The organism is Intrasporangium mesophilum, from assembly GCF_054783095.1.
Map to the genome: position 1 here is coordinate 193,355 of NZ_BAAGRF010000029.1, position 18,875 is coordinate 212,229.

The window sequence follows — 18,875 nt, forward strand, 5'->3', positions numbered from 1 at the left end:
GCCGAACGCCCGAACTGTCCGGTCCCACAGCCTCAGCACAGCAATTCCATCGGTGGTTTCTAGCCGCGGTCCCTAGCGTCCTGAGAACAACTCAAACCCGGGGACTTTTCGGAGGATTACCCGTGACGACTGCCCCACCAGAACGTCCGCCGCACATGGATGAGCCACTCCCTCCAGGCAGGTCCGGGATACCCGGGCCTGAGGCAGCCGCCGACCCAGCTGAGATGGACGAGGCGGCGGAGACGGCCGCGAGCGGGCGCCGGCCGCGAAGGCGCGGGCGACTGCGCCGATGGATGGTCGTCGTCGCGGTAGCCGTACTCGTGGCGGGGGCTGCCGGTGCGTTCGCCCTGAGCCGGCGCCAGGACCCGAACGCCGCGGCCGCTCAGACGCGGACCGTCACGGCATCTCGCTCGACGCTGCAGCAGACCGTCTCGTCCACGGGCACTCTGGAGCCCGCCAACCAGGCGGACCTGTCGTTCAGTGCGGCCGGGACTGTGACCACCCTCGATGCGACAGTCGGGCAGAAGGTGACCAAGGGTCAGCGTCTCGCGACGATCGACGACACGTCGCTGCAGAGCCAGGTCGAGCTCGCCCAGTCCCAGGTCGACCAGGCCCAGACCCAGGTCGACGACAGCTCGTCCGGAACCACCGCTGCGATCGCCGCCGCCAACGCACAGCTCGCGTCGGCGAAGGCGAAGCTCTCTTCGGCGCAAGAGGCGCTGGCCGGCGCCACCCTCACGGCGCCGTTCGACGGGGTGATCGCCAGCGTGAACACCCAGGTGGGCGATCGTGTCAGCGGATCCTCTTCCGGCACAGGTAGTTCCGGAGCCTCGGGCGGCAGCGGCGGCAACGGCGGCGCGGGCAACGGCTCCAGCGGCGCCAACAGCTCGAGCTCCCAGTCCTCCTCGACAGCGGCAGTCACCGTGATCTCGACCAGCTCGTGGATCGTCACGGCGTCGGTCACCAACGCGGACCTGCCCAACGTGAAGGCCGGCCTGCAGGCCACGATCATCCCCACCGGATCCGCGACGCCCGTGTTCGGCACGGTCAAGACCGTCGGCATCGTCGCGTCCTCGAGCTCGAGCGGCGTCGCGCAGTTCCCGGTGACCATCGCGGTGACCGGCAAGCCCACCGGGCTCTACGCGGGCACCTCGGTGTCCGTGTCGATCGTCGTCAAGCAGCTCAACGACGTCCTCACCGTGCCCACCCTCGCCGTGCGCACCGAGAACGGGCAGACCGTCGTCTCACTCGTGAGGAACGGCGCCACCGTGACGACACCGGTCACCGTCGGCCAGGTGTTCGGAGCCCAGACCCAGATCACCAAGGGCCTGGCCGAGGGCGACCAGGTCGAGATGAACGTCGCCACCTTCCAGCGGGGGGCCGGGACCGGTACGGGCACCAACGGGGGACGTACCGGGACCGGCGGCTTCGGCGGCACGGGCCTCGGTGGTGGCTTCGGCGGCGGCGGCTTCGGAGGCGGCCTCGGGGCACCTCCGGGCGGTGCTCCGGGAGGTGGCCAGGGCCGGTGATGACACGACCACGCATCATCGAGCTCCACGAGGTGCGCAAGAGCTACCGGACCGGCAGCATCAGCGTCGAGGCCCTACGCGGGGTCTCGCTCTCGGTGGACGAGGGTGAGTACGTCGCGGTCATGGGCCCGTCCGGGTCTGGCAAGTCGACGCTCATGCACATCGTCGGCTGCCTCGACGTGCCCACCTCCGGGAGCTACCGTCTCGCGGGCGAGGACGTCAGCACGATGGGCGAACGCCAGCTCGCCGATGTGCGCAACCGGCGAATCGGCTTCGTGTTCCAGCAGTTCAACCTGCTGCAGACGCTGAGCGCGTGGCGCAACGTCGAGCTCCCGCTGACGTATGCCGGTGTGCCCCGCGACGAGCGCCGGACGCGAGCCATCGAAGCCCTCGGGCGAGTCGGGCTCTCCACGCGCGTCGACCACAAGCCGGGTGAGCTCAGCGGCGGCCAGCAGCAGCGGGTGTCCGTCGCACGAGCCCTCGTGACCAACCCGGACCTGATCCTCGCCGACGAGCCGACGGGCAACCTCGACACAGCGTCCTCGTCCGACGTGCTGGCGCTGTTCGAGGAGCTCCACGCGCAGGGGCGGACCATCATGCTCATCACCCACGAGCACGACGTCGCCGAGCGTGCCGAGCGGCGGTTCGACATTCTCGACGGCCAGGTCATGGGCGACAGCTCACGTGTGGCAACGCCGGGGGTGCTGCGATGAGCTGGGTAGAGACCCTGCGCACCGCGCTCGACGCGATCCGGACCCGCCGGATGCGCTCGGCCCTCACCGTGCTCGGCATCCTCATCGGCATCGCCGCCGTCATCCTCACGGTCGGCCTCGGGCAGGGCGCGCAGGCGCAGGTCGCGAACCAGATCAACTCGCTCGGCTCGAACCTGCTCATCGTCTCGCCGGGCAGCTCGACGAGCAGCAGCGGCGTCCGCGGCGGCTTCGGCTCTGCGAGCACCCTGACGAGCGCCGACGTCGCTGTGCTCAAAGACCGCTCGATCGCACCCGACATCGCCGCGGTGGCACCGGTGACGTCGTCCCAGCAGACCGTGGTCGCCAACGGCACGAACTGGACCACGAACATCGTCGGCACGACTCCGTCCTGGCTCGGCGTGCGGGCCCGGACGGTGCAGGTCGGCCGGTTCTTCACCGAGGCCGAGCAGACGGCGGCCGGCCGGCTCGCCGTCATCGGCTCGACCACGGCCCAGGAGCTCTGGGGGCTGCGCTCACCGGTGGGCGAGACGATGACGGTCGGCGGTGTCGAGCTCACCGTCGTCGGCGTGCTCAACACCGCCGGATCGACCATCGGCGGCGACCAGGACGACCAGGTGGTCGTGCCGGCGACGACCTACGCGAACTCCTTCTCGAGCGGAGGAACCGCGGTCTCGACCATCTACCTCGAAGCCGCGGGACAGGACACCCTGTCGGCGGCATACCAGGAGGCGAACAACGCCCTGCTCACCGCGCATGGCGTCACCGCCGCCACGGCGGACTTCACGCTGAGCAGCCAAGAGTCACTCGTGCAGACGGCCACGAACACCGCGCACATCCTCACCGTTCTGCTCGCCGGCATCGCGGCCATCTCCCTGCTCGTCGGCGGGATCGGCGTCATGAACATCATGCTCGTCTCCGTCACCGAGCGGATCCGCGAGATCGGACTGCGCAAGGCGCTCGGCGCCACGCCGAGGGTGATCCTGCGCCAGTTCCTTGTCGAAGCAAGCCTGCTCGGGCTCGTCGGCGGCGTGCTCGGCCTCGCTCTGGGGCTGGTGGGGGCCGTCGTGCTCCCCAGCCTCATCAGCCAGCCCGTATCGCTCTCGATCGAGGCCGCGGCCGCGGCGCTGCTCGTCTCGCTCGTCATCGGGGTCGCCGCCGGCGTCTACCCCGCCAACCGAGCCGCGCGACTCGCCCCCATCGACGCACTCCGCAGCGAATGACCGCGCGCAGCCAGCGTCTCGACCCACCCGACGACCCCGTCCTGACCAGAAGTGAGCACTGAGATGACCCACTCCGTCGACCGACGCACCCGAACCGTCCTGGCCGCCGCCGCCACGCTCGCCTCAGTGCTCGCCCTGGCCGCCTGTGGCAGCGGTGCCACTCCACCCGCCGGCGCTGCCACCGCGCCGGCCCAGGGCAGCGCCCAGGGCGGCGCCGGCGGCGGGCAGGGCCAGTTCGGCGGCGGCCGCGGCTTCCCCGGTACGTCGGGGCTCGTCGCGGACGTCACGGGCAACACGGCCCAGGTGCAGAGCACCCAGTCGCAGACCGCCGTGACGTGGACCAAGAGCACCAAGTTCACCGCGCAGACTGCGACCACCGCCTCGAGCCTGCGGGTGGGTGACTGCGTGTCGGCCCGACCCGCACGACCGGCCGGGACAGCTGGATCGACCCCCACGAGCACCCCGAGCGCCAGCTCGGCCGGTGGCACCACGGTGGCCGCAGCGACGGTCGAGATCTTCCCCGCGACCAACGGCACCTGCGAGACGACCGGCCTGGCCGGTGGCGGTGGGTTCGGTGGCCCCGGCGGCGCAGGCCCTGGGGGCGGTGGCTTCGGGAACGGCAGCGGCGCACCCCAGCCGACGGCGCGGCCGCAAGGTTCAGGGGCACCCACCGGTGGTGCCAACGGTTTCGGGGCCCAGTTCCGCGGTGCGACAGGCAAGGTGGCCGCCGTCGACGGTGGTTCGTTCACGGTCCAGCCGATCGCGCGGCGAGACCAGAACGGCACGACGAGCGCCGCGACGTCCCCGGTCACCGTCACCTATGCGGCGTCGACGACATTCACGACCGCTGGCAAGGCAAGCGCATCTGCGGTGAAGGTCGGCGTGTGCCTCACCGCATTCGGGAAGGCTGACGACACGGGGGCCGTCACGGCGACCACGATCCAGCTGAGCCAGCCGGTCGACGGGTCGTGTACGACCGGGTTCCGCCTCGGTGGCGGCGGGGGCAGGCCGGGTGCCACCCCGACGGGAACTCCCAATGCCTGACCGTCGCACGCCTCGCCGCCGCTGGTTCGTCGTCGGTGGCTCGGCCGCCGCCGTGCTGGTGCTGGCGAGCGGGTATGCCGTCGCGCTGGGTCAGACGTCGGACGAGACCGGTCAGTACCGCACCGTACGCGTCACGACCGGACCGGTCGACTCCGTCCTCACCCTGACCGGGTCCGTGAGCCGCCTCGACCAGGTGACGGCGACGTTCCCCGCCAGTGGCACGGTCAGCTCCGTGTCCGTCCAGGTCGGTCAGCGGGTCAAGGCCGGGGACGTCCTGGCTTCCATGGACCCGACCGCGCTGCGCGCGACCCTCCTCGACGCAGAGGCGACCCTGGCCCAGGCCGAGGCGAGCCTCGAGGCTGACGAGAGCTCGACCTCCACGTCCTCCTCCACATCCTCGTCCGCGTCCTCCTCATCGGGGTCCGGCGGCTCCGGCTCCTCGCCCAGCGGGTCGAGCTCGGGTGCGAAGACCTCGACGGGCAAGCAGTCCTCGGGGCGGACCTCCTCCGCGCCCGGCGGCAGTTCCACGTCCACCCCGTCTGGATCACACGGGTCCACCTCGCGCCCGTCCGCCGGTGGCTCCGGGACCTCGATCGACCTGAGCGGGCTCCGGCAGGCGCAGCGCAAGGTCGACACGGCGATGGCTGAGCAGCAGACGGCCTGCGCACCTGTCCTCGGCGACACCGGCACGGGCAGGGGCACCTCGGGCCCGCCCAGCCGCGGCAATGCACGGCCGGCCTTGTTCTCGCTGACCGGCACTCCCCAGCCGACCGGTTCGGCTAGCCCGACGACCACCGGCGCCCCCACGCCGAGCGGCACCAGCTCGTCGACGGCTTCTCCGACACCGCCGGCCGGCTCGCCAACCACGGCGCCGAGCGAGCCACCGACCGAGACGCCGACGAACACCCCCGACCCGACTGTGAGCACGCCGGCACCGACCGGCACGACCCAGGCCGGCCCCTCGGAGGCCGAGCTGGCCACCTGTGCGGCTGCGCTCCGTACCGTTGCGAACGCTCAGCAGGCCGCGACGGCCGAGTTGACCAAGCTGGCCGGCAGCGTCACCCACCTGGCTCAGCAGGTGGCCGCGGCGGCCGCGGCGGCGGCGGCCTCCCAGGCGGCCCAGGGTGGGTCCGGTCCGTCGTCACAGTCCTCGAACAGCAGCACCGGCGGTACCGGCGGTAGCGGGAGTGACGGCGGCACCGGAGGGTCGGGCTCACCGGCCGGGAACGGACCCTCTGGCGGATCCGGCTCGGGCGGCTCGGGCGGCTCGGGCGGTGCCGGTGGGTCGGGCGCCGGCTCGGCGCAGAGCCAGAGCAGCCGGATCGCCTCCGACCGGGTGACGATCCTCGAGGCCCAGGCCTCCGTCGACCAGGCACAGGCCGACCTGGACGGCGCGACGCTCAAGGCGCCGATCAGCGGTGTCGTCGCCTCGGTCCCGTTCGTCCACGGGCAGACCGCGACCTCGTCCCAGGGCGTCGTGATCGTCGGCGACGGCGCGGCCCAGGTCATCGTCAACGTCCCGCTCGCGGACGTGAAGCTCGTGACCGCAGGGCTCAAGGCCACGATCACGGCTGCGGGCGGGACCAGGCAGGAGGACGGCTCGGTGACGTCCGTCGACCTGCTGCCGGCCTCGAGCTCGAGCGGCTCAACGCCGACCTACCCCGCCAAGGTCGTCGTGCCGAACCCGTCGGTCGCGCTCGCGTCAGGCTCCTCGGCAACGGTCTCCGTCGACGTCGGCGGCAGCGCGAACACACTTCGCGTTCCAGTGTCGGCGGTGGGTGGCCGAACGGGCGGCTCGGGGACCGTCAGCGTCATCGTCAACGGAACGCCGGAGACCCGCAACGTCGTCCTCGGCGCTGTCGGCGGAGGCTATGCCCAGGTGCTCTCGGGCCTGAGTCAGGGCGATGTCGTCGTCATCGCCGACGTCTCGGCGGCCATCCCGACGAACAACACCGGTCTGCGTGGACTCGGTGGCGGCGGCTTCGTCCGCAACGGGGCGGGCGGCGCAGGCACCGTCCGCAACGGGGCGGGCGGCGCAGGCACCGTCCGCAACGGATAGCCCACCCCGACGCACCGAAGGCGGCGTTCGATGCCGAGCTCACTGTGCTGACAGCGTGTTCGCGACCGAACGCCGCGTTCGTGCTGGGGTGCGCGGTCGAGCAGTCCTTCGCGGCGCAGGGTCCGGTCAGGCGTCGGGAAGGTGCCGCTGGCGCCACCAGCCGATGACGTTGTTCTTGTGTCGCCACATGATCAGCGCCGCGACCGCCGTGAGCCAGACACCCGTCCAGACGTCACCCGGTGCGTGACCGGTCCACACGAGCACGGCCACGACGATGATCGACAGAGCGCCGAAGATCGAGCCGGCCGCCACCCAGCGGGTGAGAGCCACGCTGGCGGCGAACACGACGAGGACTACGAGCGCCACCCACGGGGCCGCGCCGAGGATCGCGCCCAGCGTCGTCGCGACGCCCTTTCCACCGCGCCCGCGAAGGAAGGGGGACCAGACGTGCCCTAGCACGGCCGCGATGCCGACGGCATACGCGACGTGTGGGCCGAACCACTGCGCGGCAGCGAAGGTCGGCACGAAGCCCTTGAGCACGTCGAGAACGCCGACGAGCACACCCCACTTGCGCCCGAGCACCCGCCCCGCGTTGGTCGCTCCGGGGTTGCCTGAACCGGACGCCGCGAGGTCCTTCCCGAGGACCTTGGCGATCATCGTGGCAGGGTTGACCGAGCCGATGAGGAAGGCGACAACAACCGCAGCGACCCAGCCGAGCAGTGTGCCCGTCGTCACGACCCGGTGACCTCCGATGCACCGGGAAGGGGCTCGCACGGATGGGGAGCGACGGCAATGGCGACCGTGCCCGGGCCGACATGCGCTCCGACGACGGCGCCGAGCTCGACGACGAACACCTTCGGAGATCCGGGCACCATGGTGCGCAGGTCGGCTGCGATCTGGTCGGCCCGCTCCGCGGCGTCGAGATGGTGGACGGCGATGTCGACGACCTTTGCGCCGGTCCTGACGTGGTCCACGACCATCGCCTCGATCCGCGCGACCGCCCGGGCGGAGGTGCGCACCTTCTCGACCGGCACGATTCGCCCGCCTCGCACCGCGAGGATCGGCTTGATGGCGAGTGCCGACCCGAGCAGCGCCGACGCCGCTCCGATCCGGCCGCCGCGACGCAGGTGCTCGAGAGTGTCGACGTAGAACAACACCCCGGAGGGCGAAAGGCGGGCCCACGCGGAGTCGACGACAGCCTTGACGTCTGCACCGCCACCCGCGGACTCAGCTGCGGTGACAACCGCGAATCCCATTGCCATTCCTATGGTTTCGCTGTCGATCACCTCAACCGGCACCCGCGACTCGGCAGCGGCGAGGCGTGCTGCCTCCACCGTGCCCGACATCTGTGACGACAGGTGGATCGACACGATCTGGGTCGCGCCCTCGTCTGCAAGCCGCGCGTAGGTCTCTGCGAACACCTGCGGGGTCGGCCGTGACGTCGTGACGATGGTGTACTCGCGCAGGGCCGCGGCCACCTCGGCGGCCGAGATGTCGCGGCCCTCGATGTGGTCCCGCCCGCCGACGATGACGTGCAGCGGCACGACCTCGATGCCGTGCTTGCGCACGATCTCATCGGGCAGGTATGCCGTCGAGTCCGTGACGATCCGGATGGTCATCTTTCGCTCCTTCCGCCGGTGGACGTCGATGATGCAGGACCCGCCAGAGGTCGACAGGCCACGAACGCACCTTCCCACGGGACGAGCCGTGGCGCGTGGTTCGCGGCCCGTCGGTGCTCAGGCCGGAACGACGTTGGCCAGCTTCGGTGCGCGCACGATGACCGTGCGCACGCCGTTCTCGGTCGCCGCGCGGACCTTGTCCCGCGCGAGCACGAGCTCGCGCAGCTCGTCCTCGGTGATGTCAGGGGCGACCTCGATCCGGTCGCGCACCTTGCCCTTGATCTGCACCACGCAGGTGACGAGCTCTTCGACGATCTTCGTGGCGTCGCTGACCGGGAAAGCGGCATAGGTGATGCCCCCCTCGTGACCGAGCCGCCGCCACATCTCCTCCGCGATGTGCGGAGCGATGGGGGCGATCATGAGCACGAGCGCCTCGACGACCTCCCGCGGGGGGACGTCCAGCTTCGTGACGGCGTTGTTCAGCTCGATGAGCTTGGCGATGGCGGTGTTGAACCGCAGCCCGTCATAGTCCTCACGGACACCCGCGATGGTGCGGTGCAGCTGGGTGGTCAGTGCCTGGTCCGGCTCGACATCGGCGACTCGCACCGCGCCCGTCTCCTCGTCGACGACGTTGCGCCACAGTCGCTGCAGGAAGCGCTGGCTGCCGACGACGGCACGGATCTCCCACGGCTTGCTCAGCTCCAGCGGTCCCATCGACATCTCGTAGACGCGGAAGGTGTCGGCGCCGTAGGCGTCGTACATCTCGTCCGGGCTCACGGAGTTCTTCAGGGACTTGCCGATCTTGCCGTACTCACGGTTGACCTGCTGGCCGTTCCAGACGAACGTCGCCTCGTCGCCGTGGCTGCCCGCCTGCTCCTGCACCTCTGCGGCCGGGACATACTGCCCGCGGCTGTCGGTGAAGGCGTAGGCCTGGATGTACCCCTGTGAGAAGTACTTCCGGAAAGGCTCCTCGCTCGCGACGTGGCCGAGGTCGAACAGCACCTTGTGCCAGAAGCGGGCGTACAGCAGGTGCAGGACCGCGTGCTCGACGCCGCCGATGTAGAGGTCGACGCCTCCGGGGTCGACCGTGCCGTCGGGCGCCCCGGCGACGGGCGTGCCGTGGCGGGCCAGCCAGTACCGCTCGTTCTCCGGGTCGACGAACGCGTCGTGGTTGGCCGGGTCGAGGTAGCGCAGGTAGTACCAGCACGAGCCGGCCCAGTTCGGCATGGTGTTGGTCTCGCGGCGGAAGTGGCGCGGGCCGCGGCCGTCGCCCAGGTCGACCTGGACGTTCACCCACTCGGGCACCCGGGACAGCGGCGGCTCCGGCGAGCTTGTCGCGTCGTCGGGGTCGAACGTCTTCGGCGAATAGTCGGGCACGTCCGGCAAGGCCAGCGGCAGCTGGTCGTCCGGGACGGCATACCCGATCCCGTCGTCGTCGAACATGACCGGGAACGGCTCACCCCAGTACCGCTGACGGCTGAAGAGCCAGTCCCGGATGCGGTAGTTCACCGTGCCATGGCCGATGCCGGCGTCCTCGAGATACGCGATGATGCGCGCCTTGGCATCCGCGACATGGAGCCCGTCGAGGGAGACGCGGTCGTTGGCGGAGTTGATCGCGACCCCGTCGCCCAGGAAGGGCTCGTCGTCCGGGTGGCCCTCATCCGGCTGGACCGTGCGAACGATCGGGACATCGAACTTCTCGGCGAACTCCCAGTCGCGGACGTCCTGCCCGGGCACAGCCATGATCGCGCCGGTGCCGTAGCCCATCAGGACATAGTCGGCCACGAAGACCGGGATCCGCTCTCCCGTAACGGGGTTCGTCGCCCACGAGCCGGTGAAGACGCCGGTCTTGTCGCGTCCCTCCGTCTGCCGCTCGACGTCGCCCTTGCGCGAGGCAGCCAGCTGGTATGCCGCCACCGCCGCCTTCGGGGTCGCGCCCGCGTCGCCGTCGGCGCCCTTCCAGGAGTCCTTCGAGCCGTCGGGCCAGTCGCCCTGAGGAACCAGGGAGTCCACGATCGGGTGCTCGGGCGCGACGACCATGAACGTCGCACCGAAGATCGTGTCGGGGCGGGTCGTGAAGACGTCGATGCCCGCGGTCTCCCCGCTGGCGGTCTCGACCGGGAACGTCACCCGGGCACCCTGGGACCGGCCGATCCAGTTGCGCTGCATCAGCTTGACCTTCTCGGGCCAGTCGACCCCATCAAGGTCGTCGGCCAGCCGGTCGGCATACGCGGTGATCCGCATCATCCACTGCGAGAGGTTGCGCCGGAACACCGGGAAGTTGCCGCGCTCGGAGCGGCCCTCGTTGGTGACCTCCTCGTTGGACAGCACGGTGCCGAGGCCTGGGCACCAGTTCACCGGCGCCTCGGACTGGTAGGCCAGGCGGAAGCCGTCCAGCACCTTGGCCTGCTCGGTCGAGCCGAGCTCACCCCACCCCCGGCCGTCCTGGCTCAGCACGGTCCGCCGGCCGGACTCGAACTCCTCGACCAGCTCCGAGATCGGGCGCGCCTTGCCGCGACCGCCGTCGGCACGGACCGCTTCGGTGTCGTACCAGGCATCCCAGATCTGCAGGAAGATCCACTGCGTCCAGCGGTAGTAGTCCTCGTCGATCGTCGCGAAGCTGCGCCTGTTGTCGAAGCCGAGGCCGAGACGCCGCAGCTGGCGCTTCATGACCGTCATGTTCTCCTCGGTCGTCTTCCGAGGGTGCTGGCCCGTCTGGACCGCAAACTGCTCCGCCGGCAGGCCGAACGCGTCGTACCCCAGGGCGTGCAGGACGTTCTTGCCCAGCATTCGGTGGTACCGGCTGTAGACGTCCGTGGCGATGTACCCGAGCGGGTGTCCCACGTGCAGTCCGGCACCAGAGGGGTACGGGAACATGTCGAGGACGATCAGCTTCTCGCCGAGGCGCGCGACCTTCTCGGGCTCGGCCCACGGACCGGCGGGGTTGGGCGCGTTGAACGTCCCGTCCTCCTCCCAGCGGTCCTGCCAGTCGTTCTCGATGGTCTGCGCCAGCTGCGCGGTGTAGCGGAACGGGGTCTCGTCCCGGCTCCCGCGCGTCTGCTCGCTCTGGGTCTGCTCGCTCATGTCGATCTCTTTCGTCGCATCGTGGGTGATCGCGTGCTTCGGGCAAAAGAAAACCCCTCGCGCAGGAGGGGGAGCCGCGTTGATGCCGGGAACCCGGCTTTGGTCAACGCGGCTGCGGAAGGAGCAGCAGACCAGCCATGTGCCCAAGGTTAGCGCAGGGCTCCCGGATCAATCCCGACGAGTGGCCCCGTAGCCACACCCCACCCCCGTCGAGTGGCCCCATGGTCGCGACACCAAGCCGGGGTATGCCGTCGAGTGGCCTGGTAAGCCACACCCCCTGGCAGCCCCAATCCCCGTCGAGTGGCCCGCCCTCAACACCGCGTGGCAGCCCCAAATCCCCGTCGAGCGGCCCCGCGGTCACGGCCGCGGCTCAACATCCCCGGCAGCCGCCCACGCGTTATCCACAGAACTCTCGCCGCATCACCCCCGAACATCCAGCGGGGCCACGGTCATCTCATGCTCTCAACACAGTCGACGGATCACTGGGTCATCGATCACCTCGCAGCGGCGGCACGACACGACCTTCACGTCGCCTGTCATGCGGCGCTATCGGTTGTGCCTGACGGAAGCGCGTTCTCTCATGTCACGGCTGCGCGCCTCTTGGACCTGCCGATCTCGTATGCGATGGCGGACGACGATCGGCTTCATGTCCTTCGGCCGATCACCAAGAACCGAGTTCGCATCTCCGGATTTGTCGGGCACCGCGCCCTCCATCCACGAGCTGTTGTCATGGTGGGCGGGCTACCCGTGGTCGGCCTGGCCGATACCTGGACGGACCTAGGAGAGCTCGTAGGCAGCGGCAAGCCCGTGGGACTGGACGACCTGGTCGTCCTCGGGGACGCCTGTGCTACCAGGCTCGGCAGCCGGCAACCACTCCTGACAAGTGTTCTTTCGCGAGTCCGCCCCCGCGGCAAGCGAACCCTGCTCGAGGCTTATGGCGAGATCCGAGTTGGATCTGCCTCTGCCCGTGAGTCCGTCGCACGCCTCGTCCTTACGCGGGGCGGGTTGCCTGAGCCCAAGCTCAATGAACCCATCTTCGCCTCGTGGGACCCTGACCTACTCCTTGGTGTGGGTGATCTGGTCTGGGAGCTGGAAGACCGTAATGGGCAGCCGGTCAAGGTCGTCGGGGAGTACCAGGGACGACTCTTCCATTCTGGAGTCGCGCGCCGGCGGCGCGACCACCGGCGAGCGACCGGGCTGCGGGACGACGGCTGGAAGGTGGAAGAGATCTGGAATGACGATCTGAACGGTGCGGGCGCTCGGCGCACGACGCTGATCCGGTTCGCGAAGTTGCTCCATGTCGACATCGGCGACCTCAACCTGGCGAGGGTTGAGCCCCGGTTCTTCTCAAGCCACGCCATGGATCTGGCGATCCAGCGCCAGATGCAAGGGCGCTCAAGAGCTCTCCGGCTTGGATGACGTGACGACGCGGCCACTCGACGGCATACCCCGGCCCGGGTGACGCGACGACGCGGCCACTCGACGGGGTGGGGCGGTATGGGCCGGTCAGCGGAAGAGCCCGACGACGATGAGCACCTGAGCCAGGTGGTACGTGACGATGACGGCGAGCGGCGCCCAGCGGCGCTCGTGCACGAACCGGTCATGCCCGAGGATCGAGTCCGAGAGCATGAACAGGGCGCAGCCGATGACCACGACCGGATCGCCTTTCCATGCGGCGACGAGCACCAGCGCCGTGAGAACCAGCTGGTAGATGAAGACCGGACCCCGGTTGTGCCCGGCGTGGCGCACGATGTCCCGGCCGACGAGCTGGTGGGCGACCAGCACGGCGGGCACGGCTCCGAGGAACCACCAAGGAAATCCAGCCGCCCTCGGTGTCTCGAGGATGGCCCAGGCGTACGCGACATGGGTGAGCAGGAACGCGCCGACCCCGACGAGGAACCGGACCTCCGTCGCGTTGAGCAGGGCGATGTCTCCGACGAGGCTGAACGCGAGGGCGACAATGACGGGCAGAAGGGTCGGAGACCCGGGAACCCGCCCTTCCCAGTACAGCGACCATGCCACGCCCATGAGGAGCAGCACGAACAGCGGCTTGGTGATCCGCTCGACGATGTAGTCGCCCCGAAGCACCGAGCCCCAGTTGATCACGGCGGTCACGCCGAGCGCGACGCCGAGGACCCACAGGTGCGTGGTCACCTGGCCAGACTCGCAGCAGCGCGCGGCCGTGCACAGCGGGACACGCAGACCGATTCCCAGCCGGGTCCGTGGCTCGCGCTGACTCGCCAGTGGAGACGAGATCGGCACGTACAGAGTTCTCTGTCAGACTCGTCCAATGCCGATGCGCAAGTTCCACCACACGGTCACCGCCGACGACACGTCAGCCTCGATCGGAAGCGGTGACCTCGAGGTTCTGGCCACCCCGCGCCTCATCACGTGGTGCGAGAACGCTGCGTTCCAGGTGTGCAAGCAGAGCATCGACGCGGACCACACGACGGTCGGGACCATGGTCAAGATGGAGCACATCCGGGGCAGCGCGGTCGGCTCCGAGGTCGTGGTGCTCTGTGCCGAGCCGATCAACGACGGCCGTCGCCTGGTCTGTCACGTCACGGTCAAGGACGTCGACGGCGAGGAGGTCGCCCGCGGTGAGGTGCACCGGGCGGTCGTCGACCCCGACCGCTTCATGGCCAGGTGCCAGCGGCTCGTCTGAGCCCACGGCGCCGCACCACCGCCACAGCACTCTCAGGCGACATCAGAGCACGTAGGCGTCACCCTCGCGGCGGAACCCCAGCGCCTCGTAGTACGGCTCCACCATCCCCGGCGGCATGACGACGCGATGGTAGCCGCGTCGCCGGAACGGCCCGTCGGGACCGAAGACGAACTCCCCCGGCGTGAGGTCACGGTGGCGCGGGGTAACCCAGTCGACGAGCAGTTGTGCGGTGGCAGCGCCTGCGTCGCGCATGACGACGACGCCGACCGTCTCGTCGCCCTTGAGGACGAGGAACGCCGGGTCGCCCGTGAACGGGTCGTGCACGAACTCGGGGTGCGTCTCGCGGATGTCCGCCTCGTGTCGGCGCAGCACGTGACGCAGGTAGGTGTCGTCACCCTCGACCTCGAGCACCGTGAACTTCGCTGCGTCGTGGCGCTCGCGGGACATCTGTGCCAGGAACCAGATGTTGATCGCACCGAGCACGATGTTGAGCCCGACCATCGGCCAGACGTGGTTGATGCCGTTGTAGACGATGAGGATGACGCAGCCGACGAGGTTGATCACGCGCAGCCGCCGCAGCTGCGTCTGCAGCAGCGACCAGACCAGCACCGCGGACCCGACCCAGCCGAGCGCCTCGAGCCACCAGGAACCCATGCCGGGAGCCTAGTGAGGGCCGATGGGTTCGACCCGGCGAACGTCGATGGTCCGAGCGTGGACTCCGAAACCGTCGAGGGTCCGGCGACCGGTTCGGTCGCCGGATCCCTCGTCGGCCCGGCAGCGGATCAGCCCTCGGCCTGCTCCGCGAAGATCGCGTCGAGCTCCTCGTATCCGGCGAGCACCCCTGACTCCATCCCGCTCGCGAGAATGGCGTCGCGGATCTCGAACGAGTCGACGACCGACAGGACGACAACGCGGGTGCGGCCGTCGCCGAGGTCCTCGAGGGTCGTGCAGTCGAGACTCACGCCGTCCGGCATGCCCTCCCAGGTGAAGGTCTGGACGATCCGCTGCGGACGCCGGACCTCGTGGAACGAGCCGTAGAAGCTCGCAATGACCTCGCCGCCACGGACGGCGTCGTAGCGGTACCTGCCACCGGTCGTCGCTTCCCACTGCTTGAGGTTCATCGGGGTGTCCTTGGGCCCCAGCCAGCGAGCGACGAGGTCGGGGTCGGTGAGGGCGGTGAACACGGTGTCCGGACTGGCGTCGAAGTCGCGGACGATCTTGACGGTCGGCACGTTGGGGTCGGCCTCGATGGTCGTCTCGTGGGTGCCCTGCGGGTAGGTCTGGATGGTCATGATGCTTCTCCTTGTGATGTGCGGTGTGAGGTGCTCTGTGCGCGTTCCGTGTCCGAGTCCTGCAGCTCGGCGAGAACGGCGTCGAGGCGGGTGAACCGCTCCTGGGCCTGCCGGCGGTAGCGCTCGATCCACTTGGTCATGAGGTCGAACACCTCCGCCTCCAGATGGACCGGTCGGCGTTGCGCCTCGCGGGTGCGGGTGACCAGGCCGGCCTCCTCGAGCACCTTGAGGTGCTTCGAGACGGCCTGAACCGTCATGCCGTACGGCTCGGCGAGCTGCCCGACGGTCGCGTCGCCGTCCGTCAGGCGCGCGACCATGTCGCGGCGGGTCGGGTCGGCGAGTGCACCGAACACTCGCGACAGTCGGTCGTCGGTCACGATGCGCTCCTTCGTCGTCAACCAATTGGTTGACAACGACTTTAGAACTCGCCTTCCATCTTTGTCAACCGTTTGGTTGAGGAAGATCGTCGGTCCGCGTCCCGTGCCCCACGACCTTGAGGCCGATGACCGCTGCGACGATTCCGGCGAGCAGCAGCGCCTTCGCCCAGGAGAACGCCTCGCCGCCGAAGGCCATCGCCCAGCCCACGGTGAGCGCTGCCCCAACACCTGTCCACACGGCATACGCGGTGCCGATGGGGATCGAGCGCGTCGCGCGGGCCAGGCCCACCATGCTCAGGGTCCCGGCGACGAAGAACACCACGCTCGGCACGAGCACGGACAACCCGTCGGAGGCCGCGAGCGCGGACGCCCACACTGCCTCGAGAACGGCACTCGCGATCAGGACGAGCCACGGCATCATGCCACCGCCTTGAGTCCGGCGACGCACGCCACGAGCAGCACGAGCAGCACAGCGCGGGCGGCACCGAGCCGCTCCTGGCCGCGGGCCACTGCGAGCAGGACGGTGCCGACGGCACCGATGCCCACCCAGACGGCGTATGCCGTCCCGCCGGGCAGCCCGGTCATCGCCCAGGCGAGGCCGACCATGCTGAACAGCAGCGACACGGCGAACAAAGCCGTCGCTCGAGGACGGCGGAAGCCGTCAGACGCGGCGAGCGCGGTGGCCCACACGGCCTCCAGCGCTCCGGAGACGACAAGCACAAGCCAGAACATGGCAAACCGTTCCGGCCGTCTTGTCGCTGGGCGGGTACGGCTCCCTCGTCCGCGCACGCACTGCTGCGTGCTCATCTCGATCGTACCAATCGGGCGTGTCCGGCAGAAATCGTGTATCACCCGATGCGGCCGAGCGTACTGTCGAGTGCAGGTGCGGTTCCTGCAGACCGAGGATTGCCATGAGCCGTGACTATCTCGACTTCGACCTCGCCGTCACCCGCGAGGGCCAGGGGTATGCCGCACGCGTCGTCGCGTCGCCCGCCGGCCAGGTCTCCGCGCCCTTCACGCTCCCCTTCTCGCTCGTCGAGCTCGCGCAGTTCATGAATGCCGTCGGGCCGCCGAGGGTCTCCTCGCGCCGGCTCGTGCCTGCCGAGGCGAGGGTGGTCGACGTCAAGGACTATGGCCGCAGGCTCGGCGACGCGCTGCTCGCCGGCGAGGTGGCCAGGGCCTTCCGGGAGAGCCTGACGACGGCGACGAGCCAGGGAAAGGACCTGCGGCTGCGCCTTCGCCTCGACGCGGTGCCCGACCTCGACCCGGTGCCCTGGGAGTACCTCTACGACACGCGCCTCGACCGCTTCCTCACGCTGTCGCAGGAAACGCCGGTCGTGCGGCTCATCGACTCTGCCGACCGGCCTCCGGCCGTCGAGGTCGAGCCACCGATGCGCGTCCTGGTGATGATCTCAAGCCCGAGCGACATGCCCGAGCTCGCGGTCGAGCGGGAGGAGCAGCTGCTGCGCGCGACGACAGGTGACCTGGTCAAGGCCGGGCAGCTCGAGATCGTCGTGCTCGAGGACGCGACCCTCACCTCGCTCCAACGAGCCCTTCTCGACGACTACCACGTCTTTCACTTCATCGGTCACGGCGGGTTCGACCAGCAGGCCCAGGAAGGGGTGCTCGTCCTCGAGCGCGAGGACGGCACCGCCCACCGGGTCAGCGGCGCACGCCTCGGCACCCTGCTGCACGACGCGCGCGACCTCCAGCTGGCCGTTCTCAACGCCTGCGAGGGTGCTCGCACCTCGGGTCGCGATGCCTTCTCGGGCGTCGGACAGGCGCTCGTGCGCCAGGGCCTGCCCGCGGTGGTGGCCATGCAGACCGAGATCTCCGACCGGGCCGCCCTCGTCTTCAGCCACGAGTTCTACTACTTCCTGTCCCGTGGGCTCGGCATCGACGCCGCCATCTGCGAGGTCCGCAAGGCCATGGCCGTGTCCGACGAGGCATCCGAATGGGGCACCGCCGTCCTGCTCAGGTCCGGCGCCGACCAGCCGTTCAACGTCACCGCGAAGGCGGTCGCATCGACCGGCCGCACGGAGTCTCGGCTCGAGTCGCTCTACGACGCCGCCCAGGGGGCGCTGGCGGCGCAGGCGCCCGGCACCGCCTTGCCGATGCTCGAGCAGATCGCGGCCGAGCGACCGGACTACCAGGACGTCACCGAGCTCATCGAGCGGGTCCGGCCGACCGTCGAAGGCGGTCCAGAACGGGCGCCGGGTCCGGACCTGCCCTCGGCCACCGGCGGCGGGCCGTCCGGGACTCATGACGTCGGAGCGACCACAGTCCCGGACGGGGAAAGCCTGGCCGCGGGCAGCGGCGGAGCGCCGCCGACCATCGCCCTCCCGCTCACGGGCCGGCAACCGCCGCACCCGGAGGGCCCGTCCCGAAGAGAGGAGCCCACTCCTTCGGCAGAGGAGCCGGCGGATCACCGCTTCCGCTTCCGCAAGCTGGTGCGGCCGCTCCTGCTCCTCGCCGTCATCGTCGCCGCGCTGGCCGCCTGGCGGTTCCTGCCCAGCCTGCTGCAGAAGAGCCCCCTCGTCTCCGTCGCGTGCGGATCGTCGGAGCAGCTCGGCAGCACGGCCGGCTCGGACTTCACCATCGGCTGCGCCCCGGTCGCGCCGACGATCGACGGGTCCTTCGACGACTGGCGGTCCATCCCGTTCCACGACATCACCGCGACCATCACACCGTCGCCTGACCGCCAGCCCGGCCTGCGCGGCCAGTGGCAGGCGCTCTGGGACGCCGACGGCCTCTACGTGCACTTCGTCGTCACCGACGACAACATTCGGCCGGTGCAGACTCCGGCGTCGGCATGGTTCCAGGGAGACGGGGTGTCGTTCGAGATCGGTCCCGACCCGAGCAAGCTCAAGAGCAGCGCGCCCCTGCGTCCGGGCCGCGACTTCCACGTCATCATCGGTCTGCTCGACAACGACGACCGTGGCGCCGCAGCCGCGATCAACCCCGTGGGCACAGGTCGGGGCGGCGTGCTCGTCTTCGTCAAGGGCAAGGCCCATCCCGAGATCACCGTCGCCCGGCGAAACACCTCCGACGGGTACGAGCTCGAGGCAAAGGTGCCGTGGACCTCGATCGGCCGAGACCTGGCACCCTCGCGGGGGACCGTCCTCGGGGTCAACTTCAACATCAGCGACGCGTTCCCACTCCCCCACTCCTGGGCGCTTCGGTCGATGCTCAGCAGCAACCCCGACCGGTCCTCCGACAACCAGAACCGTCCCGGCACCTGGCAGACCGCCATGCTGTCGGACGCCTCGTGAC

Annotated in this window: 17 protein-coding genes and 1 riboswitch; of the genes, 8 read left to right on the forward strand and 9 right to left on the reverse strand. The window is 69.8% G+C overall.

The annotated features are described in order from the left end of the window. Positions 1-155: 155 nt before the first annotated feature. The 5 genes from ACYVLP_RS20770 (at position 156) to ACYVLP_RS20790 (ending at position 6,565) form a co-directional block, all read left to right on the forward strand. Positions 156-1,529, forward strand: a complete 1,374-nt coding sequence (locus ACYVLP_RS20770) for an efflux RND transporter periplasmic adaptor subunit (RefSeq protein WP_460629221.1) — start codon at positions 156-158, stop codon at positions 1,527-1,529. Next, the gene (locus ACYVLP_RS20775; protein ID WP_460629222.1) at positions 1,529-2,242 is read left to right on the forward strand and encodes an ABC transporter ATP-binding protein; all 714 of its coding nucleotides are present in this window, start codon (positions 1,529-1,531) and stop codon (positions 2,240-2,242) included. The genes ACYVLP_RS20770 and ACYVLP_RS20775 overlap by 1 nt, the downstream gene beginning before the upstream one ends. Next, positions 2,239-3,462, forward strand: coding sequence for an ABC transporter permease (locus ACYVLP_RS20780; RefSeq protein WP_460629223.1), 1,224 nt, complete (start codon positions 2,239-2,241; stop codon positions 3,460-3,462). Before ACYVLP_RS20775 ends, ACYVLP_RS20780 begins: the two co-directional genes overlap by 4 nt. A 63-nt stretch (positions 3,463-3,525) precedes the next feature. Then, the gene (locus ACYVLP_RS20785; RefSeq protein ID WP_460629224.1) at positions 3,526-4,506 is read left to right on the forward strand and encodes a DUF5666 domain-containing protein; all 981 of its coding nucleotides are present in this window, start codon (positions 3,526-3,528) and stop codon (positions 4,504-4,506) included. Beyond that, positions 4,499-6,565, forward strand: a complete 2,067-nt coding sequence (locus ACYVLP_RS20790) for an efflux RND transporter periplasmic adaptor subunit (protein ID WP_460629225.1) — start codon at positions 4,499-4,501, stop codon at positions 6,563-6,565. The genes ACYVLP_RS20785 and ACYVLP_RS20790 overlap by 8 nt, the downstream gene beginning before the upstream one ends. Before the next feature lie 126 nt (positions 6,566-6,691). On the opposite strand, the gene plsY is transcribed toward ACYVLP_RS20790, so the two are convergent. From plsY to ACYVLP_RS20805, 3 genes are all read right to left on the reverse strand, one after another. Then, complete coding sequence (gene plsY / locus ACYVLP_RS20795) at positions 6,692-7,300, reverse strand: glycerol-3-phosphate 1-O-acyltransferase PlsY (protein ID WP_460629226.1); 609 nt, start codon at positions 7,298-7,300, stop codon at positions 6,692-6,694. Next, positions 7,297-8,184: a DegV family protein gene (locus ACYVLP_RS20800; RefSeq protein ID WP_460629227.1), complete on the reverse strand. Its 888-nt coding sequence runs from the start codon at positions 8,182-8,184 to the stop codon at positions 7,297-7,299. Before ACYVLP_RS20800 ends, plsY begins: the two co-directional genes overlap by 4 nt. A gap of 117 nt (positions 8,185-8,301) precedes the next feature. Beyond that, positions 8,302-11,268 (reverse strand): leucine--tRNA ligase, encoded by a 2,967-nt coding sequence (locus ACYVLP_RS20805; protein ID WP_460629228.1) that lies wholly within the window; start codon positions 11,266-11,268, stop codon positions 8,302-8,304. A gap of 456 nt (positions 11,269-11,724) precedes the next feature. Here ACYVLP_RS20805 and ACYVLP_RS20810 point away from each other — a divergent pair, with 456 nt between their 5' ends. Beyond that, the gene (locus ACYVLP_RS20810; protein WP_460629229.1) at positions 11,725-12,687 is read left to right on the forward strand and encodes a hypothetical protein; all 963 of its coding nucleotides are present in this window, start codon (positions 11,725-11,727) and stop codon (positions 12,685-12,687) included. 87 nt (positions 12,688-12,774) lie between these two features. Here ACYVLP_RS20810 and ACYVLP_RS20815 read toward each other — a convergent pair whose 3' ends face one another. After that, positions 12,775-13,422 carry a lysoplasmalogenase gene (locus tag ACYVLP_RS20815; protein ID WP_460629230.1) on the reverse strand — a complete coding sequence of 216 codons (648 nt, stop codon included), beginning with the start codon at positions 13,420-13,422 and terminating at the stop codon, positions 12,775-12,777. A 136-nt stretch (positions 13,423-13,558) separates the two neighbouring features. On the opposite strand from ACYVLP_RS20815, the gene ACYVLP_RS20820 reads away from it, so the two are divergent. Then, positions 13,559-13,933 carry a thioesterase family protein gene (locus ACYVLP_RS20820; RefSeq protein WP_452268879.1) on the forward strand — a complete coding sequence of 125 codons (375 nt, stop codon included), beginning with the start codon at positions 13,559-13,561 and terminating at the stop codon, positions 13,931-13,933. A 42-nt stretch (positions 13,934-13,975) separates the two neighbouring features. Here the strand turns inward: ACYVLP_RS20820 and ACYVLP_RS20825 are convergent, their stop codons facing one another. The 5 genes from ACYVLP_RS20825 to ACYVLP_RS20845 form a co-directional block, all read right to left on the reverse strand. After that, a complete protein-coding gene (locus ACYVLP_RS20825) occupies positions 13,976-14,587 on the reverse strand; it encodes a hypothetical protein (RefSeq protein WP_460629231.1) in 612 nt (203 codons plus the stop codon). Between the two features lie 128 nt (positions 14,588-14,715). Beyond that, a complete protein-coding gene (locus tag ACYVLP_RS20830) occupies positions 14,716-15,225 on the reverse strand; it encodes an SRPBCC family protein (RefSeq protein WP_460629232.1) in 510 nt (169 codons plus the stop codon). Continuing rightward, entirely contained in the window at positions 15,222-15,605 is a 384-nt protein-coding gene (locus ACYVLP_RS20835) for an ArsR/SmtB family transcription factor (RefSeq protein ID WP_460629577.1), read from the reverse strand. The genes ACYVLP_RS20830 and ACYVLP_RS20835 overlap by 4 nt, the downstream gene beginning before the upstream one ends. A 61-nt stretch (positions 15,606-15,666) precedes the next feature. Continuing rightward, positions 15,667-16,020: a DMT family transporter gene (locus ACYVLP_RS20840; RefSeq protein ID WP_460629578.1), complete on the reverse strand. Its 354-nt coding sequence runs from the start codon at positions 16,018-16,020 to the stop codon at positions 15,667-15,669. Then, on the reverse strand, positions 16,020-16,334 hold the full coding sequence (locus tag ACYVLP_RS20845; RefSeq protein ID WP_460629233.1) for a DMT family transporter: 315 nt from the start codon (positions 16,332-16,334) through the stop codon (positions 16,020-16,022). Before ACYVLP_RS20845 ends, ACYVLP_RS20840 begins: the two co-directional genes overlap by 1 nt. 10 nt (positions 16,335-16,344) lie before the next feature. Beyond that, positions 16,345-16,408, reverse strand: a riboswitch (guanidine-III (ykkC-III) riboswitch). A 105-nt stretch (positions 16,409-16,513) separates the two neighbouring features. On the opposite strand from ACYVLP_RS20845, the gene ACYVLP_RS20850 reads away from it, so the two are divergent. Continuing rightward, complete coding sequence (locus ACYVLP_RS20850; protein ID WP_460629234.1) at positions 16,514-18,874, forward strand: CHAT domain-containing protein; 2,361 nt, start codon at positions 16,514-16,516, stop codon at positions 18,872-18,874. The last annotated feature ends 1 nt before the right edge of the window (position 18,875 follow it).

Coding starts and splice junctions, on each gene's coding strand:
- ACYVLP_RS20820 (WP_452268879.1), top strand. CDS start 13,559: ATGCCGATGCGCAAGTTCCACCACACGGTCACCGCCGACGACACGTCA.
- ACYVLP_RS20770 (WP_460629221.1), top strand. CDS start 156: ATGGATGAGCCACTCCCTCCAGGCAGGTCCGGGATACCCGGGCCTGAG.
- ACYVLP_RS20825 (WP_460629231.1), bottom strand. CDS start 14,587: ATGGGTTCCTGGTGGCTCGAGGCGCTCGGCTGGGTCGGGTCCGCGGTG.
- ACYVLP_RS20775 (WP_460629222.1), top strand. CDS start 1,529: ATGACACGACCACGCATCATCGAGCTCCACGAGGTGCGCAAGAGCTAC.
- ACYVLP_RS20840 (WP_460629578.1), bottom strand. CDS start 16,020: ATGCCGTGGCTCGTCCTGATCGCGAGTGCCGTTCTCGAGGCAGTGTGG.
- ACYVLP_RS20810 (WP_460629229.1), top strand. CDS start 11,725: ATGCTCTCAACACAGTCGACGGATCACTGGGTCATCGATCACCTCGCA.
- ACYVLP_RS20805 (WP_460629228.1), bottom strand. CDS start 11,268: ATGAGCGAGCAGACCCAGAGCGAGCAGACGCGCGGGAGCCGGGACGAG.
- ACYVLP_RS20845 (WP_460629233.1), bottom strand. CDS start 16,334: ATGTTCTGGCTTGTGCTTGTCGTCTCCGGAGCGCTGGAGGCCGTGTGG.
- ACYVLP_RS20790 (WP_460629225.1), top strand. CDS start 4,499: ATGCCTGACCGTCGCACGCCTCGCCGCCGCTGGTTCGTCGTCGGTGGC.
- ACYVLP_RS20785 (WP_460629224.1), top strand. CDS start 3,526: ATGACCCACTCCGTCGACCGACGCACCCGAACCGTCCTGGCCGCCGCC.
- ACYVLP_RS20780 (WP_460629223.1), top strand. CDS start 2,239: ATGAGCTGGGTAGAGACCCTGCGCACCGCGCTCGACGCGATCCGGACC.
- ACYVLP_RS20850 (WP_460629234.1), top strand. CDS start 16,514: ATGAGCCGTGACTATCTCGACTTCGACCTCGCCGTCACCCGCGAGGGC.
- ACYVLP_RS20830 (WP_460629232.1), bottom strand. CDS start 15,225: ATGACCATCCAGACCTACCCGCAGGGCACCCACGAGACGACCATCGAG.
- ACYVLP_RS20800 (WP_460629227.1), bottom strand. CDS start 8,184: ATGACCATCCGGATCGTCACGGACTCGACGGCATACCTGCCCGATGAG.